The organism is Pseudomonas sp. AB6 (assembly GCF_034314105.1).
Lineage (GTDB): Bacteria > Pseudomonadota > Gammaproteobacteria > Pseudomonadales > Pseudomonadaceae > Aquipseudomonas.
Genome location: NZ_JAVIWJ010000001.1, coordinates 1,830,195 through 1,844,128, shown reverse-complemented (window position 1 = coordinate 1,844,128; position 13,934 = coordinate 1,830,195). Strand labels below are relative to the sequence as shown.

The following is a 13,934-nucleotide window of genomic DNA, read 5'->3' as shown; positions in this document are numbered from 1 at the left end:
CTACTTAGGGTGTCCACGCAATTAACGGCCACCGATACAGGTTTTTAATACCCGGCGCCCTTTGAGCGCTACGGAAATTTTATAGGACCATAATTTATGATGACTAAAGATAAGCCCGTATGGCTGATTACGGGTTGCTCCACCGGTTTTGGTCGCGAACTGGCGAAGTTGGTATTGGCGCGTGGCTGGCGTGCTGTGGTGACGGCTCGTGATCCCTCGACGCTTGCTGATATTGTCAAAGGCCATGAAGATTCCTCATTGGTGCTTGCGCTCGACGTTACTAATCGACAGCAGGTCATTGAGGCGGTGAGCCAAGCGAACGAACGCTTTGGCCGCATTGACGCGCTGGTTAACAATGCCGGTTTCGGCTATTTGGCTGCGATTGAAGAGGGCGAGGACGAGCCCGTACGGGCAATGTTCGAGGCCAACGTTTTCGGTTTGGTGGACATGATCAAAGCGGTGTTGCCTACGATGCGAAAGCAGCGCAGTGGGATCATCATCAACGTATCCTCTATCGGCGGCCTCACCAGTTTTGGCGCCACTGGTTATTACCACGGCACCAAATTTGCGGTAGAGGGCATTTCCGAATCGCTGGCGATTGAAGTCAAACCGTTGGGGATTGATGTATTAATCGTTGAGCCCGGTCCGTTTCGCACCAACTGGGCCGGTCCATCAATCAAGGCATCGGCCACGGTCATTGATGATTATGACGCCACCGCCGGAGAACGCCGCCGCCAGACCTTTAAACGCAGTGGTAGCCAGGCAGGCGATCCGGTGCGAGCCGCCCAAGCGATCATCGACGCTGCCAGTTCGAAAAACCCACCACTGCGCTTGCTGCTGGGCAAAGCCGCACTGGAATTGGCCCGCAAAAAAATCGAATTGTTGCGTCATGATTTCGACACGTGGGAAAACACCACACTGGGCGCTGATTTTCCAGAAGGGCACTGAAGTAAAACAGGTAGTAGTCGCTCTCAGTAGCAGCTAGCGCGTTGGCAAAGGATCCTTCGCGGTGCGTCGGGCACGACGCTCCGCGAATGATTTGTTCTTACAAGGATGGGGTTTTGCCTTTTGGTATTGGTGCATTGGGAGTTGAACTCGAGAAGAGGCACCTGTTCAACGCTGTCCCAATGCGCTCGCCCTGTCTTATTGAACCGTAGGCATCGCCGTGTCTTTTGGCCACAGCAACCAGATTTGCCCAGCCTGTTTCATATTTCCCGCCAGTTCGCCTGCTTCCACACCGGTACCGGTGAACAAATCCGCGCGGACTTCGCCGGCAATTGCGCCGCCGGTATCCTGTGCTGCAACGGGACGTACGATAGGGCCGCCGCCGTTGGGGCGAGTGGTCGAGAGCCAAAGCAAGCTGCCCAGTGGAATAACTTTGCGATCAATCGCCACGCTGTAGCCGGCTGTCAGAGGCACGTTAAGAGAGCCGCGTGGGCCTTCGTTGCTCTCGGGCCGTATACCGAAAAACACATAGCTTGGATTACTCGCTAACAACTCTGGAACCTGGTCCGGGTTGGCCGTTGCCCAGTCCCGAATGCGGCCCATGCTCAGTTCTTCTTTCTTGAGCTGATCATGATCGACCAGCCAACGTCCTACGGGTTTGTAAGGATGACCATTCTGGTCGGCATAACCTATGCGCAATTGTTTGCCACTGTCTAATTGGATGCGGCCGGAACCTTGGATCTGTAGGAACTGCAAGTCCATCGGGTTGCTTAGCCATGCCAAGACCGGCGCGCTTGCTCCCTGACGGTCAATTGTTGCGGCGTCGTCATACGGCTTAAGTGTGCGACCCTCAAGCCGTCCACGCAGCCGTTTACCCTTGAGTTCGGGGTAAATGCTATCGAGCGCCACCACCACAAGGTCATCTGGCACGCCATATACCGGCACCGTGGTCGTATCGGTGCGCTCAAGACTGCCCTTATAAATGGGTTCGAAATAACCGGTGATCAAGCCCTTGGTACCTTTGTCAGCCGACCGCAGGCTATACACCTGCAGGTTTGACTTAAGGAATTCACGAACCGCTGCTGCGTTAGGTGGAATCTGGGCGGCGGCGCTGCAAGTGGTTTTCCAGACTTTATCGTTGGCCATCCGTGCGCACGCCGAATACCAAGCATTGAAGCCCGCGAGCAGGTCGTCATCGCTGGTGGCTGGCAGGTCCTCCCACTTGACACTGACATAGGTAGTGACCACGGGCGGGGTGACTTTCGGGACGCCATTATCGCAGGCAGCCAGCAGGGCAAAAAGAGGCGCGACGCAAAACAAAAACCGGCGCCAGCGGCAGCAAAAATCAATCACACGATGTGTTCCTGGTGAAATTTGAAGGCATCAGCTTGGAGAATCAGGGAACCCGCGTCAAATGCGCAACGCCGCCACTCATGTTTGCGGCGGCTTTGCGACTGATCAGCGGCGCGCGAAGACGTATTCGCCGCCTTTCTTCAACGCGGCTTGATAAGCAGGGCGCGCCTGAGTGCGGTCTACCCATGCGGCGAGGTGTGGGTAAGCGCCCAATTTGCCGAATTGCTTGGCCACGTCGCCGATAAAGCTTAACTGGACATCGGCGCCGGTCAGCTCATCGCCGAGCAGGTAGTTAGAGTGGCTTAACGCATCGTCGATGTAGCTCAGGTAGTTGGTCACTTCCGAATCAATACGTGGGTGCAAGGGCTTGCCTGCTCCCCCTAAACGAGCGACGTACAGGTGAAGCATCAACGGCAACATCGCCGACCCTTCGGCGAAGTGCAGCCATTGCACGTATGTGTCATACGCCGCTGTCGACGGGTCTGGCTGAAGCTGCCCGTGGCCGTGGCGCCGAATCAAGTAATCAATAATCGCAGCAGACTCGATGAGGACATTTGTACCGTCTTCGATGACTGGCGACTTACCCAGATTGTTGATTGCTTTCAGCTCTGGGGGCGCCAAGTTGGTCTTCGGATCGCGTTGGTAACACTTGAGTTCGTAAGGAATTGCCAGCTCTTCCAACAGCCAAAGGATGCGCTGCGAGCGCGAGTTGTTCAGGTGATGGACGATGATCATGGGTAATTCCTGTGTAAGGGCAGTTTCATTCACGAAGGGTCTGACCCGTCGGGGGAGGGGTTGTTCAGTTTTAGGCGGCAACTGGGCTAAAACTATAAAGAAGCTTATTTGAAAGAACACGCGGCGAATATTCGCGGCGTTATTTCCGGCGGCCATACCGGGATCACCAAGGCAATGATGGAACGCTTGCCTGCTCTGGAAATGGTGGCGGTAAATGGGTCAATGAAATTGACTTGGTTGCCGCCCTGATCGAGGGCCGGATTGCCGGTGCATGCATGCCTGGATGCGGTGCTGCCAGCCGCACCGCACCAGCGCAACGCTTGAGATCTGCAGTCACTTCCAATTCTGTGACCTGAAGAATTAACGGTGTTAAATGAGCCAGTAGCGCGATAGTGCAGTTCGTATGTTTAACGACGCATCTTTGCTTCCAGCAATGCTTTCACATTTGGCCACTCCGAATCGATGATGCTGAATCGCACCGAATTGCGTTTGCGACCGTCGGGCATGATGCGTTCATGACGGACGATTCCCTCCTGCGTCGCACCAATGCGCAAGATAGCCGCCCGAGATTTTTCATTTAGTTCGTCGGTGGTAAATTGCACCCGCACGCAGTGCATGACGTCGAAGGCGTACATCAACAGCAGGTGCTTCACTTCGGTATTGATCCCCGAGCGCTGCACTGACTCGCTCAACCAAGTGTGACCAATTTCCAGCTTTCGATTCTTGCGGTCAATTTTCCAAAACCGTGTACTCCCCACCAGCCTGCCGGTTTCGCGCTGAATGATCGCGAAGGGCATCACCGTGCCAGCCTGTCGTCCCTCCAGCGCCGTCGAAACATACTGCTCGACCGTGCCCGGTCCGGGCACTACGGTAAGGGTCATGTTCCAGAGCTGGCCATCGGCTGCGGCCTCCAGCAATCGCGAGGCGTGGCTCAGTTGCAAAGGTTGAAGTTCGACGGTATTCCCGGTCAGGAAGGTTTCGAGGGGCAGGGCGTTCATGGTTGGCAGGAGGGCCTCAGGATTAAAGTTGCGCGTCGATGGGCACGCTGCGTGAAGTGATTTCGGTGCCGGTGTGGAGCGTGGTAACTGTTTCGATCAGCATCACCCCGCACTCTTGTTCGGCCACCGGGTTGTGGCGAACCCCGCGCGGAACGGTAAAGAACTCACCGGGATTGATAACGACTTCCGAGTCCGGGAGCTGAATTTTCAAGCTGCCGTACACCACCATGAATGTTTCGTCTTCATCGTCGTGAGCGTGCCACATCAGTTCGCCCTTGAGCTTGGCGACCTTGATGTATTGATCGTTGACCCGGCCGACAACTTTGGGTGACCAATGCGCGGTCAGCGAAGCCAAGGCCTGGGCGATGTTCACTGGGTGGGAAATAGTCGGCATGTGTTTCGCTCCATGGGTTCGCAAAGGCATCACAGTAAACAAAACGCAGTCACAATCGTAACGAATCTTTATAGTGTGGCCGTTTATGACGCAGATGACTCAGCGCATGAGAAACATCGTGGATTCAAGTGATCGAGGTTGCAACAGTGGATTTACAGCAGGGTTTCGTTCTGACCCGGCATTGGCGCGATACGCCCTCCGGTACCGAAGTCGAGTTCTGGTTGGCTACCGATGATGGCCCTCGGCACCTTCGCCTACCGCACCAACCCTCGGTGGCGTTCATTCCGGCTGAGCAACAAGAGCGAGCCTCCTCATTACTGCGCAGCGAACTTAACCTCCAATTCAAGCCGTTAGGCCTGTGTGATTTTCGCCACCGCCCTGTGCTCGGTTTGTATTGCCAGCAGCACCGGCAGTTGATGAATATCGATAAGCAATTACGCGCTTTCGGGGTCGATGTTTACGAGGCGGATGTTCGGCCGCCGGAACGCTACATGATGGAACGGTTTATCACTGCACCCGTGGCGTTCAGTGGAGAGCCAGACGCTAAGGGCCTGCTGCTCAATGCGCAGATGAAACCCGCGACCGACTATCGACCGTCACTGAAGCTGGTCTCTCTGGACATCGAAACCACCGCCCGTGGCGAGCTATATTCCATTGCGCTAGAGGGGTGTGGCCAGCGTCAGGTTTACATGCTCGGGCCACCCAATGGGGTGGATGATGAGGTCGATTTTCTGTTTGAGTACTGCGCTACCCGGGCGCAGTTGCTGGAAAAACTCAACGAGTGGTTGGTCCGACACGACCCTGACGCAATCATCGGCTGGAACCTGGTGCAATTCGATCTGCGAGTGCTGCATGAACATGCGCAACGGCTGAAAGTGCCGTTACGCCTCGGACGCGGCGGCGAGGAAATGGGTTGGCGTGAGCACGGAACGCGTAACGATCATTACTTTGCGTCTGCGGCCGGGCGCTTGATCATCGATGGCATTGAAGCGCTGCGTTCGGCGACCTGGAGCTTTCCATCGTTCAGCCTGGAAAACGTCGCCCAAACCTTGTTGGGTGAGGGTAAAGCGATCAACAACGCCTACCAAAAGATGGACGAAATAAACCGCATGTTTGCCGAGGACAAGCCGGCGTTGGCGCGCTACAACCTCAAGGACTGCGAACTGGTGACGCGAATCTTCGCCAAAACCGAGTTGCTGACGTTTTTGCTGGAACGGGCCTCTGTGACGGGTTTGCCTGTCGACAGCAGCGGGGGATCAGTTGCGGCCTTCAGTAACCTCTATATGCCATTGATGCACCGCCAAGGATTTGTTGCCCCAAACCTGGGTGAGCGCCCACCTGAAGCCAGCCCTGGGGGATTTGTCATGGACTCGAAACCGGGTCTTTACGAATCGGTATTGGTCCTGGACTACAAAAGCCTGTACCCGTCAATTATCCGCACCTTCCTGATTGACCCGGTGGGGCTGGTTGAAGGCCTGCGCCACCCCGGTGATACCGAGTCGGTGCCGGGTTTTCGTGGCGCACGTTTCTCTCGCACGCGGCATTGTTTACCTTCGATCATTGCGCGCGTGTCCGAAGGCCGCGAAATAGCGAAGCGTGAGCGTAATGCGCCGTTGTCTCAGGCACTGAAAATCATCATGAACGCATTTTATGGCGTGCTCGGGTCCAGCGGCTGCCGCTTCTTCGACCCGCGTTTGGCGTCGTCCATCACCTTGCGCGGTCACGAAATCATGCGCAGGACTCGCGAGCTGATTGAGGCTGAAGGTTATGCCGTGATCTATGGCGATACCGACTCGACCTTCGTCTGGCTGCGTAGCACCCACTCCGAGGAAGATGCCGCCCGGATTGGCCGGGCGTTGGTCGCACGTGTGAATCAGTGGTGGCGTAAGCATGTGCGGGAGGCTTTTGGACTGGAGAGCGTGCTTGAGCTGCAATTCGAGACGCACTTTCGGCGCTTTCTGATGCCGACCCTTCGTGGTGCCGAGGAGGGCAGTAAGAAACGTTACGCAGGCTTGGTTACGCGAGCGGACGGTCGCAACGAGATGGTTTACAAGGGGCTGGAGACCGTCCGTACGGATTGGTCGCCATTAGCGCAGCAGTTCCAGAAGGAGCTTTATGAGCGAATCTTCAACCGGCAACCGTACCAAGACTACGTTCGCGATTACGTTCGCAAAACTCTAAAAGGCGAGCTTGATGACCTGTTGATTTACCGTAAGCGGCTGCGGCGTAAACTGGACGATTACCAACGTAACGTGCCACCCCACGTCCGCGCGGCGCGGATCGCCGACGAATACAACGCCCGGCAAGGTCGACCGCGGCAATATCAAAGCGGCGGTTGGATCAGCTATCTGATGACCACTGCGGGCCCTGAGCCACTGGAAACCCAAGCTGCACCCATCGACTACGACCACTACGTCACCCGCCAACTGCAACCTGTGGCGGACGCGATCTTGCCGTTTGTGAATGACGACTTCAGCACGTTGATTGGTGGTCAGATGGGCTTGTTTTGACGGCTGCAGGTGCTTTAGTCGGTAAACGTTTGCTCAGACTTTAGTATCAGATCATCGCCGTCGATAGTAGGTATCTATGCGGGTGGTTTTTCATTTCAGGGTGCTGGCAGTAACTTAGCGCCATCAACTCGAACCCACCTTCCTTTGAACTACCTACTGGAGCTTAACCATGAAACGTACCCTTGCTTTCGGCTTTGCCCTTTCGGTTCTGGCCGCAACCTCAGCTTTCGCCAGCCCTCAGACCACCACCTCAGTTGCCAAGCCGGCAGTTGCTGAAGCGACACAGGCTCGCGTCGCTGACAACTCGGGCAAGACCTTTGATCGTCTGAGCAGCGACCTGCACAGCAACGTTATCGTTGCAGAAAATCGTAAAGAATTCGGTTCTCAGTATCAGCGTTATTGATCGACTCAACGCTAAAAAAGCCCGGTTGATCCGGGCTTTTTGCGGTCTGGGGGTTGGCGGACATACACATCGTCAGACCAATTGCAGCGCATTGGGTCGTGCGCCTGGGAACACGGCTTGAAGCTGCGAATTAGATAAACCCCAAGTGCGCCCCAATAACCCCCCGAGCAAATCGCGGTAATTGTTGAGCACCGGATAGTCACGGTTTTGCAGCAATGTTTTTTGATTCACCGCTACTTGCTCACCAACGATTCGCCCGCCGCGAACGCTACCGCCAAGCACCCAATACACCGTGCCATGACCGTGATCGGTTCCGCGGTTGCCGTTTTCGCGAAACGTACGACCGAACTCGGACACCACAACTACCGTAGTGTTGTTCCACTCGTCACCCAGTGCTTGGGCATACGCCACCAAACCTTGGCCGAGGTTGGCCAAGTTGTTGGCGAGATTGCCCGTGGTGCTACCTTGATTAACGTGGGTATCCCAACCACCGACATCGACGAAACCCAACCGGTATTGGTCGCGCATCAAGGTGGCAATACGTTGAGTTTCGGCGGCGAAATTTTTCGCCGTGGCTGCGCCGCGATTGGCCCGCATCATCTCTTCCTCAAGGTCTTTTGACACGTGCTGGCGTAGCTCAAGGCCGTCAGACGCCGATGCGGCGAGTGGGGTGCCTTTGTACATACTGGCGAGGATCGAGGATTGTCGATCATCGAAAGCCGGTTTCGAAACACCTCGCAACGACAGATTCGGGATGTCTTTACCGCCTTGAAAACTCAGGGGCAATGCGTCAGTGAATGCAATCGGTGCACTGCCGGGAGCGGCCTGCGCCAGTCGGGCGAGAAAGCCCGAGCCGTAACCGTTGCGCTGCTGGCTCGGCTCACCCGATTCGATGTTGTCTTGGGTCTCGAAGTGGCTGCGCGATAGGTCGTCGGTGCCTGCAAACGGGACAAAGGCGACTTGTTTACGTTGCCATAGCGGGTAGATCGAGTCGCGCAACACTGGGTTTAGACCCCAATTAGAGTCGAGGGCGATGGCGCTGTCGAGGTTGCCTGTGTCAGGTCGGGCAATGGCCAGTGTTGGCCGCGATTCGTAATAGAAATCGCTGTTGTACGGCACTAGCAGGTTATTGCAATCATAGCCGCCACGTAGAAACACAAACAGAAACCGGGGCGCGGAAGGCGGCGCGGCAAATAATTTTCCGGAAAACGACAAGCTCGGCAACGCCGCAGCTGCGGCAGTCGCAATCAGGAATTCTCGACGGTTCATTAGGCACCTCCTGACGCAATGGGTCGTGGTGGAATTTCAATGATTCAGTCTGCCATGGCCATACTCGGGTGATCGGCGTTGTCATCGGCTGTTGAAATCGGGCGAGGACAGCAAATACGTGTTCCATTCCTGTTGTGAAGCTGCTTGTTCCAGCGCCCCTCGTGTTGCAGTACTCAAGCCTGGGGCCACCGCGTCGTAAAAAAGTCGGGTAGTGATCATCGGAAATCCTATACCTGCTTTTGGGCTGCCGTCGGGGGTGAACAGCCGGTTGTCGCCCCTGCCGATAATTCGGGCAATTTCAAACCGTTTAGACATCTGCCCCGAACTGGTCCAGCCGCTGGAGTTAAGCGGCCATCCGTCCGGGGTGACACGCCCGAACACGGGTTCACCCAGTTGGTTAAGCCAATTGACCATCGGCCTGGCATTGGCCAGAGGTTTACCGTCGTATGCCAGTCGGACCGATGAAGCAACGAACTGGATCGGATCCTTAAACTTCGTCCCGGCCGTCTGCTGCAACTCCTTGGATTGAAACAGCGTTCGCATAACCTGGGCTATGTCGCCATCTGTACGCTGGAAGGTTGCAGCCATGCGGTCGACCAACGCTTGCGGTGGATTGTCAGCTACAAAGTACTGAGCCAACTGACGAGAAATAAACACGGCACACGCTTTCTGGCGAGTGATCAGCTCAACAGTCTGGGCGATTTCGTTGAAACCTGAACCTCTGATGGGCTGCCCCAGCAGAACCTTGTCACTGAAGTCGTGACGCTTAGGATTGAACTCGAACAGGCCCTCATGAACCACGAACGGCGCCATTGCAGGTGGAAATTTTTGTTGCTTGCCATCAAGCGGTGCAAGTCCGGCGCCGGTCAGTATTAGTGCTAGTTGCTGCACGTCCTGCTGGGTGTATCCCGAACCCACACCGAGCGTATGCAACTCCATCAGCTCACGGGCATAATTTTCATTAACTTTACCTTGCGCGTTTTGGGCATTGTCCAAAAACTCTAACATCGCCGGACTTTTGAGCGTCGCCATCACTAAGTCCTTGAACTTACCGAGTGCATGCGGGCGGATAACTTGCTCCTCATAATCCGCCGCCATCCAGCGCACGCGCCCCTTGCCCATGTAGATGCTGAAGTGATTAAGCCAAAAGCTAATCAGCTGTTCCTTCAACTGATTAGGGCCATAAACCGCCCGCAACATAACGATTTCCTGTGCTTGCTGGCCGAACTCATTGGCCGCTTGTTGCGCGGCATTCTTGGCCGCTACTTTATCGTCGCCGTCAGGCATCGCGTTGAGCTGCTCCTGCTCCTGCTTGCGTGCGAGCAACGAAGATTGGAGCGAGGAAGTCAGGGCTGGGTAGCCGTGCAGCAACGTATTGATAGCCGATGGTAAAGAGTCAGGAATGCGGTCGCTCAACTGTGCTTCCAGCAGGCCCGTACGTCCCATCGAGCGCAAGCGCGCCAAGCTTGCTGCATCAAGATCGAAACCGTCCCGCCGCAGCCATGCGATGTCGCCAGTATTCAACGCAACCGGGGCGCTTGCCGTGACGTGGGTGGGAGCAAGCAACAAGCAAACCGACACACACAATGGGCGTAACGCGGTGCTGGATGCAGACATTTTAGAAGTTTCCCAGATAAGTTTTTCGTACCGTCGAACCGACGATCACAGGCGCATCTGGAAACATAGTGGTCGTATATTCACGCACCGGCAAGCGGCCTGGCACGCCCGTTAGACGTGGCTTGCAGCCGAATGTAATGGTCCGGTAAAGCTTCTGTTACTGACGAGCAGAGTGCGGTACGTTTCAAATTGTGTCTTAAAATTATTGAAGATTTGATCGAGGGATCGCTATGTTTTTACGTTGTGTTGCCGTTATGGCTGTGGTCGCTTTAACCAGCGGTTGCGTTGAACGTGTCGTCCATGAGCGCGTCGTTCACGAGCGTCCGGTACAGCCCGAATACGTTGAAGTCATCGCGCCACAACCCCCTCCTGAACGTATCATCGAAGCGGTGCCAATTCGTCGTGAAGGTTTCATCTGGGCACATGGTTATTGGCGATGGGATGGGGCTCGTTACGTAGCCATCGGCGGACACTGGGAAGCGTTGCGTCCGGGTTATCGTTATGTACACCCGCATTGGGAACACCGTCCCGATGGCTGGCACTGGCGCGGCGGCAGCTGGGTCAATTAATTACAAACCTGTCAAAAAATTCATGTAGCGGGGATCGGGCTGAACACCCTTTGCCCCCAATATGGGATCGAGCTTAAAGCTCCTGTTGGCACAACGGTGTCGGCAGACCTAATTGGGCAATCTTATGAACACTTTGAAAACATTATTTATCATCGCTTTGCTCGGCACTTCTGTAAGTGCAATGGCCGAAGGTGGCGGCGACCGGGCCATGGCGCGGATGTTGGCGCTGAACGATACGGCGATGCAGCAGCAACACCAAGAAGAACAAGAGGTTCAAACACTCGGACATTTGGATCATTCAAAATCAGTGGCTAGCGCTGATGATGATGAATCCAATGAAACCGATCGCTCAGAATAATTTGACTCGGGCAAGGAGCCGGATTAGCGCTAGGATTTATTGATCCGGCACTGTGCCATAGACCCTGGATAGAAACGGCATCTGCACATTTTATTTGATCGGTTAAGCTTGCATTTAAGCAAAGTGGCACTCCTTATACCGAATGCGCAGACACCTTATTTCTTGGAACTAACATTATTTTTTAGGGGTACTAGGCGTGGGCCAAATTTTATTTAATTTCGTTAGTCGTGTCGCCGTCCGCTCCACTGCCTTTGCCTACACCGGTTGATGTTGATTGATCTGCGCCGTTGTTATTCGACCCTTTGGTACCGGGAACATGAGTGGAGTTCTGATTCATCTTACTGGGCGGATTTAAGGTCCTGTCCGATGGAACTGTGCCCTCATCATTGGTAGGGTCAGCGCCCATGCCGGTTGTTGACGGCGTTTTGTTCATCGGATCGGCCGTGCCGGTTGTTTGTGCCATCGCCTGCAGCGAGCCAGTCAACAGTAGGGCAGTGAGTGCAAAAGTTGTCACATATTTGGCAGTCATGAGTTGTCTCCGGTGATTATCGATCGTTACATGACTTGGGTGCTGCGCTATCAAATTAGTGCTTGAGATGACGACGAACGGCAGTGGTAAAGGGGTGATACCTCAGAACGGTAAATGGGGTGAATGCCAACAACGGACATGTTGACGAGGTTATGGCTCCTGATGGGAGTTACGAAAGTTGCTTAGCGCTTTTCAGCGCGAAAGCAACCCATGCTCCATAGCGTATTTGACCAATCCTGCTGGCTTATCAACATTCAATTTGCGTCGAATACTCAATCGATGGGTCTCGACGGTGCGCACGCTGATCGCCAGTTCCCGGGCGATCGTCTTGTTGTCCAGGCCCCGAGCCAAACCCACCAACACCTGGCTTTCCCGGGGCGTAAGTTCCGTTTCGTCCGGCTTTTTGCTTGCCAGCTTTAGCGCGACTTCAGCGCTGTAAAACGTTCCACCTGCCGCAATCGCTTCAATGGCGGCGACGATTTCACGGGAGGGTGCGTTTTTCAATACATAACCGCTGGCGCCCGCTCGGATTGAGGTGGCGATATATTCCTGATTGTCGTACATGCTCAAAATCAGGATTTTGATAGCCGGGTACTGGGCTCGCAGCAGTCGGGTCAATTCCAGCCCGTTCATGTCCTTCAAACCGATGTCTACCAGCACTATATCTGGCGATACCTGGCCACACAGCTCGATGGCTTCGGGGCCATCTTCCGCTTCTCCCACCACGTTAAACGAAGGCCTTACGGCCAACAGCGCGCGTATACCGTCACGAACTAACGCATGATCGTCCACCAGGGCAATACGAATGGGGTGTGCAGGGGTCATGAGTAAACTCGGGTTGGGGGAAACGATGAACGGGGTCGAGTGGGCAGGGTCACGCTCAGTTCGCTGCTGCCAGGCACCGACGTCAGGCTGAACTGGCCGTCGAAATGGTCAACCCGCTCGCGGATGTTACGTAAGCCGATGCCCCCCTGTATCGACTCCAAACGGTTGATCTTGAAACCGACCCCATCGTCGCAGACCGACAATTTTACATGGATCGAGTCACCTCCAAGGTCGATGTAGACGTTCTTGGCTTGGGCATGGCGTTCGATGTTGGTCAGGGCTTCCTGAAGGATACGGAACATTGCCACGGGTGCACCGTCCACCAACTGAAAGTCGCCGAGGTTGTTTTGATAATGCACAGTCAAACCGCTGCGGGCTTCAAACTCGGTCACCAACTGCGCGATGGCCGCAGCAAGCCCTAGGGTGTCCAGCAGGGAAGGGCGCAGATCATGGGAAATACTTCGGACTTCGCCGATCGCATCGGCCAGCCGGTCTATACCTTGGCGCAAAATATCCGGGCCTTTGCCGCTCGCCGCTTCCAGTTCAAGGCCAGCCAATTCGAATTGAAATTTGATCGACACCAGCACTTGGCTGATGCCGTCGTGCAGCTCGCGGGAAAGTCTTGAACGCTCTTCTTCTTGCAGGCTAACGATCCGTTGGGTCAAGCCTTGGAGTTTTTTATCCGCCAAGCGATGTTCACTGGCGTTCAAGGTCAGGCCGCAGGCAAATACCAGCAGCACCGCGATCAACGCCACAATGCCGATGGCCAGCATCGTGGTGTGTATGCCCCGCGCCACTTCTTCACGGGTTTGGCGGGTGGCGTGTTCGACGTCTTCCAGGTAAATCCCGGTGCCAAGCATCCAGCCCCAACGGTCGAGCATGACCACGTAGGCGAGTTTGTCGGTGACTTGGCCGGTAGACGGTTTCTTCCACGCATAGGGCTGAAAACCGTCGCCGCTTTGTGCGCTTTTCAGCAACGCCTGAATTACCAGCAGCCCATGCGGGTCGGTCATATTCCACAGATCGCGGCCCACCAGATCGGCTTGCCGAGGGTGCATCAGGCTGCGGCCGTTGTGGTCGTAAACGAAAAAATAGCCGTTGATCCCGAAACTCAGCTTTGCCAATTCGTTGAGCACTTGTTGCTTGGTTTGCTCGTCGTCGCGGCCGCTTTTATATAACGGTGCCAGTGAGCTCATGGCCATTTCTACGTAGTTCTTCAGCTCTGCGCGTTTGCTGGCAAGGATGCTGTCTTCGATCAATTGCGCTTGCTGCTCGCCCAGTCGTTGGTTCTGAAAAATCACCAAGGCGCTGATAATCGCGACGGCGAGTATCAGCGGCAGAATGCCGAGCGCGACAATTTTGTGTTTGAGCTGCATGACGGGTGAAGTCCGGGTGATAGGCCGTGAAGGGGCACAAGGTAGCTGCATAT

Annotated in this window: 14 protein-coding genes and 1 pseudogene; 6 read left to right on the top strand and 9 right to left on the bottom strand. The window is 55.2% G+C overall.

The annotated features are described in order from the left end of the window. The first annotated feature begins 96 nt into the window (after positions 1 to 96). Positions 97 to 948 carry an oxidoreductase gene (locus tag RGW60_RS08825; RefSeq protein WP_322203853.1) on the top strand — a complete coding sequence of 284 codons (852 nt, stop codon included), beginning with the start codon at positions 97 to 99 and terminating at the stop codon, positions 946 to 948. A gap of 195 nt (positions 949 to 1,143) precedes the next feature. Here RGW60_RS08825 and RGW60_RS08820 read toward each other — a convergent pair whose 3' ends face one another. Both RGW60_RS08820 and RGW60_RS08815 read right to left on the bottom strand, forming a co-directional pair. Next, positions 1,144 to 2,298, bottom strand: a complete 1,155-nt coding sequence (locus RGW60_RS08820; RefSeq protein ID WP_322203851.1) for a murein transglycosylase A — start codon at positions 2,296 to 2,298, stop codon at positions 1,144 to 1,146. Between the two features lie 105 nt (positions 2,299 to 2,403). Next, the gene (locus RGW60_RS08815; protein ID WP_322203849.1) at positions 2,404 to 3,033 is read right to left on the bottom strand and encodes a glutathione S-transferase; all 630 of its coding nucleotides are present in this window, start codon (positions 3,031 to 3,033) and stop codon (positions 2,404 to 2,406) included. A 96-nt stretch (positions 3,034 to 3,129) separates the two neighbouring features. On the opposite strand from RGW60_RS08815, the pseudogene RGW60_RS08810 reads away from it, so the two are divergent. Next, a pseudogene (locus tag RGW60_RS08810) lies at positions 3,130 to 3,252 on the top strand (2-hydroxyacid dehydrogenase); the annotation flags it as partial. Between the two features lie 188 nt (positions 3,253 to 3,440). Here the strand turns inward: RGW60_RS08810 and RGW60_RS08805 are convergent. Beyond that, positions 3,441 to 4,031 carry a GNAT family protein gene (locus RGW60_RS08805; protein WP_322203847.1) on the bottom strand — a complete coding sequence of 197 codons (591 nt, stop codon included), beginning with the start codon at positions 4,029 to 4,031 and terminating at the stop codon, positions 3,441 to 3,443. Between the two features lie 22 nt (positions 4,032 to 4,053). After that, entirely contained in the window at positions 4,054 to 4,425 is a 372-nt protein-coding gene (locus RGW60_RS08800; protein ID WP_322203845.1) for a cupin domain-containing protein, read from the bottom strand. 146 nt (positions 4,426 to 4,571) lie between these two features. On the opposite strand from RGW60_RS08800, the gene RGW60_RS08795 reads away from it, so the two are divergent. Both RGW60_RS08795 and RGW60_RS08790 read left to right on the top strand, forming a co-directional pair. Beyond that, entirely contained in the window at positions 4,572 to 6,935 is a 2,364-nt protein-coding gene (locus RGW60_RS08795) for a DNA polymerase II (protein WP_322203843.1), read from the top strand. A gap of 169 nt (positions 6,936 to 7,104) precedes the next feature. Beyond that, a complete protein-coding gene (locus RGW60_RS08790; RefSeq protein ID WP_322203841.1) occupies positions 7,105 to 7,338 on the top strand; it encodes a hypothetical protein in 234 nt (77 codons plus the stop codon). Positions 7,339 to 7,410: 72 nt separating this feature from the next. Here RGW60_RS08790 and RGW60_RS08785 read toward each other — a convergent pair whose 3' ends face one another. Continuing rightward, positions 7,411 to 8,607: a DUF1501 domain-containing protein gene (locus RGW60_RS08785; RefSeq protein ID WP_322203839.1), complete on the bottom strand. Its 1,197-nt coding sequence runs from the start codon at positions 8,605 to 8,607 to the stop codon at positions 7,411 to 7,413. Positions 8,608 to 8,688: 81 nt separating this feature from the next. Beyond that, entirely contained in the window at positions 8,689 to 10,224 is a 1,536-nt protein-coding gene (locus tag RGW60_RS08780) for a DUF1800 domain-containing protein (RefSeq protein WP_322203837.1), read from the bottom strand. A 230-nt stretch (positions 10,225 to 10,454) separates the two neighbouring features. Here RGW60_RS08780 and RGW60_RS08775 point away from each other — a divergent pair, with 230 nt between their 5' ends. Beyond that, on the top strand, positions 10,455 to 10,793 hold the full coding sequence (locus RGW60_RS08775) for a hypothetical protein (protein WP_322203836.1): 339 nt from the start codon (positions 10,455 to 10,457) through the stop codon (positions 10,791 to 10,793). Positions 10,794 to 10,917: 124 nt separating this feature from the next. Next, positions 10,918 to 11,151, top strand: a complete 234-nt coding sequence (locus RGW60_RS08770; protein WP_322203834.1) for a co-regulatory protein PtrA N-terminal domain-containing protein — start codon at positions 10,918 to 10,920, stop codon at positions 11,149 to 11,151. A gap of 208 nt (positions 11,152 to 11,359) precedes the next feature. Here the strand turns inward: RGW60_RS08770 and RGW60_RS08765 are convergent, their stop codons facing one another. The 3 genes from RGW60_RS08765 to RGW60_RS08755 all read right to left on the bottom strand — a co-directional run bounded on the left by RGW60_RS08765 (position 11,360) and on the right by RGW60_RS08755 (position 13,881). Beyond that, a complete protein-coding gene (locus tag RGW60_RS08765) occupies positions 11,360 to 11,680 on the bottom strand; it encodes a hypothetical protein (protein ID WP_322203833.1) in 321 nt (106 codons plus the stop codon). A 192-nt stretch (positions 11,681 to 11,872) separates the two neighbouring features. Continuing rightward, the gene (locus RGW60_RS08760) at positions 11,873 to 12,505 is read right to left on the bottom strand and encodes a response regulator transcription factor (protein WP_322203832.1); all 633 of its coding nucleotides are present in this window, start codon (positions 12,503 to 12,505) and stop codon (positions 11,873 to 11,875) included. Continuing rightward, positions 12,502 to 13,881 carry a cache domain-containing protein gene (locus RGW60_RS08755; protein ID WP_322203829.1) on the bottom strand — a complete coding sequence of 460 codons (1,380 nt, stop codon included), beginning with the start codon at positions 13,879 to 13,881 and terminating at the stop codon, positions 12,502 to 12,504. The genes RGW60_RS08760 and RGW60_RS08755 overlap by 4 nt, the downstream gene beginning before the upstream one ends. Positions 13,882 to 13,934 lie beyond the last annotated feature (53 nt).

What these genes read in the sequence shown, in the direction of transcription:
- RGW60_RS08825 (WP_322203853.1), top strand. Translation starts at nt 97, where the DNA reads ATGATGACTAAAGATAAGCCCGTATGGCTGATTACGGGTTGCTCCACC.
- RGW60_RS08815 (WP_322203849.1), bottom strand. Translation starts at nt 3,033, where the DNA reads ATGATCATCGTCCATCACCTGAACAACTCGCGCTCGCAGCGCATCCTT.
- RGW60_RS08805 (WP_322203847.1), bottom strand. Translation starts at nt 4,031, where the DNA reads ATGAACGCCCTGCCCCTCGAAACCTTCCTGACCGGGAATACCGTCGAA.
- RGW60_RS08800 (WP_322203845.1), bottom strand. Translation starts at nt 4,425, where the DNA reads ATGCCGACTATTTCCCACCCAGTGAACATCGCCCAGGCCTTGGCTTCG.
- RGW60_RS08790 (WP_322203841.1), top strand. Translation starts at nt 7,105, where the DNA reads ATGAAACGTACCCTTGCTTTCGGCTTTGCCCTTTCGGTTCTGGCCGCA.
- RGW60_RS08785 (WP_322203839.1), bottom strand. Translation starts at nt 8,607, where the DNA reads ATGAACCGTCGAGAATTCCTGATTGCGACTGCCGCAGCTGCGGCGTTG.
- RGW60_RS08780 (WP_322203837.1), bottom strand. Translation starts at nt 10,224, where the DNA reads ATGTCTGCATCCAGCACCGCGTTACGCCCATTGTGTGTGTCGGTTTGC.
- RGW60_RS08775 (WP_322203836.1), top strand. Translation starts at nt 10,455, where the DNA reads ATGTTTTTACGTTGTGTTGCCGTTATGGCTGTGGTCGCTTTAACCAGC.
- RGW60_RS08770 (WP_322203834.1), top strand. Translation starts at nt 10,918, where the DNA reads ATGAACACTTTGAAAACATTATTTATCATCGCTTTGCTCGGCACTTCT.
- RGW60_RS08765 (WP_322203833.1), bottom strand. Translation starts at nt 11,680, where the DNA reads ATGACTGCCAAATATGTGACAACTTTTGCACTCACTGCCCTACTGTTG.
- RGW60_RS08760 (WP_322203832.1), bottom strand. Translation starts at nt 12,505, where the DNA reads ATGACCCCTGCACACCCCATTCGTATTGCCCTGGTGGACGATCATGCG.
- RGW60_RS08755 (WP_322203829.1), bottom strand. Translation starts at nt 13,881, where the DNA reads ATGCAGCTCAAACACAAAATTGTCGCGCTCGGCATTCTGCCGCTGATA.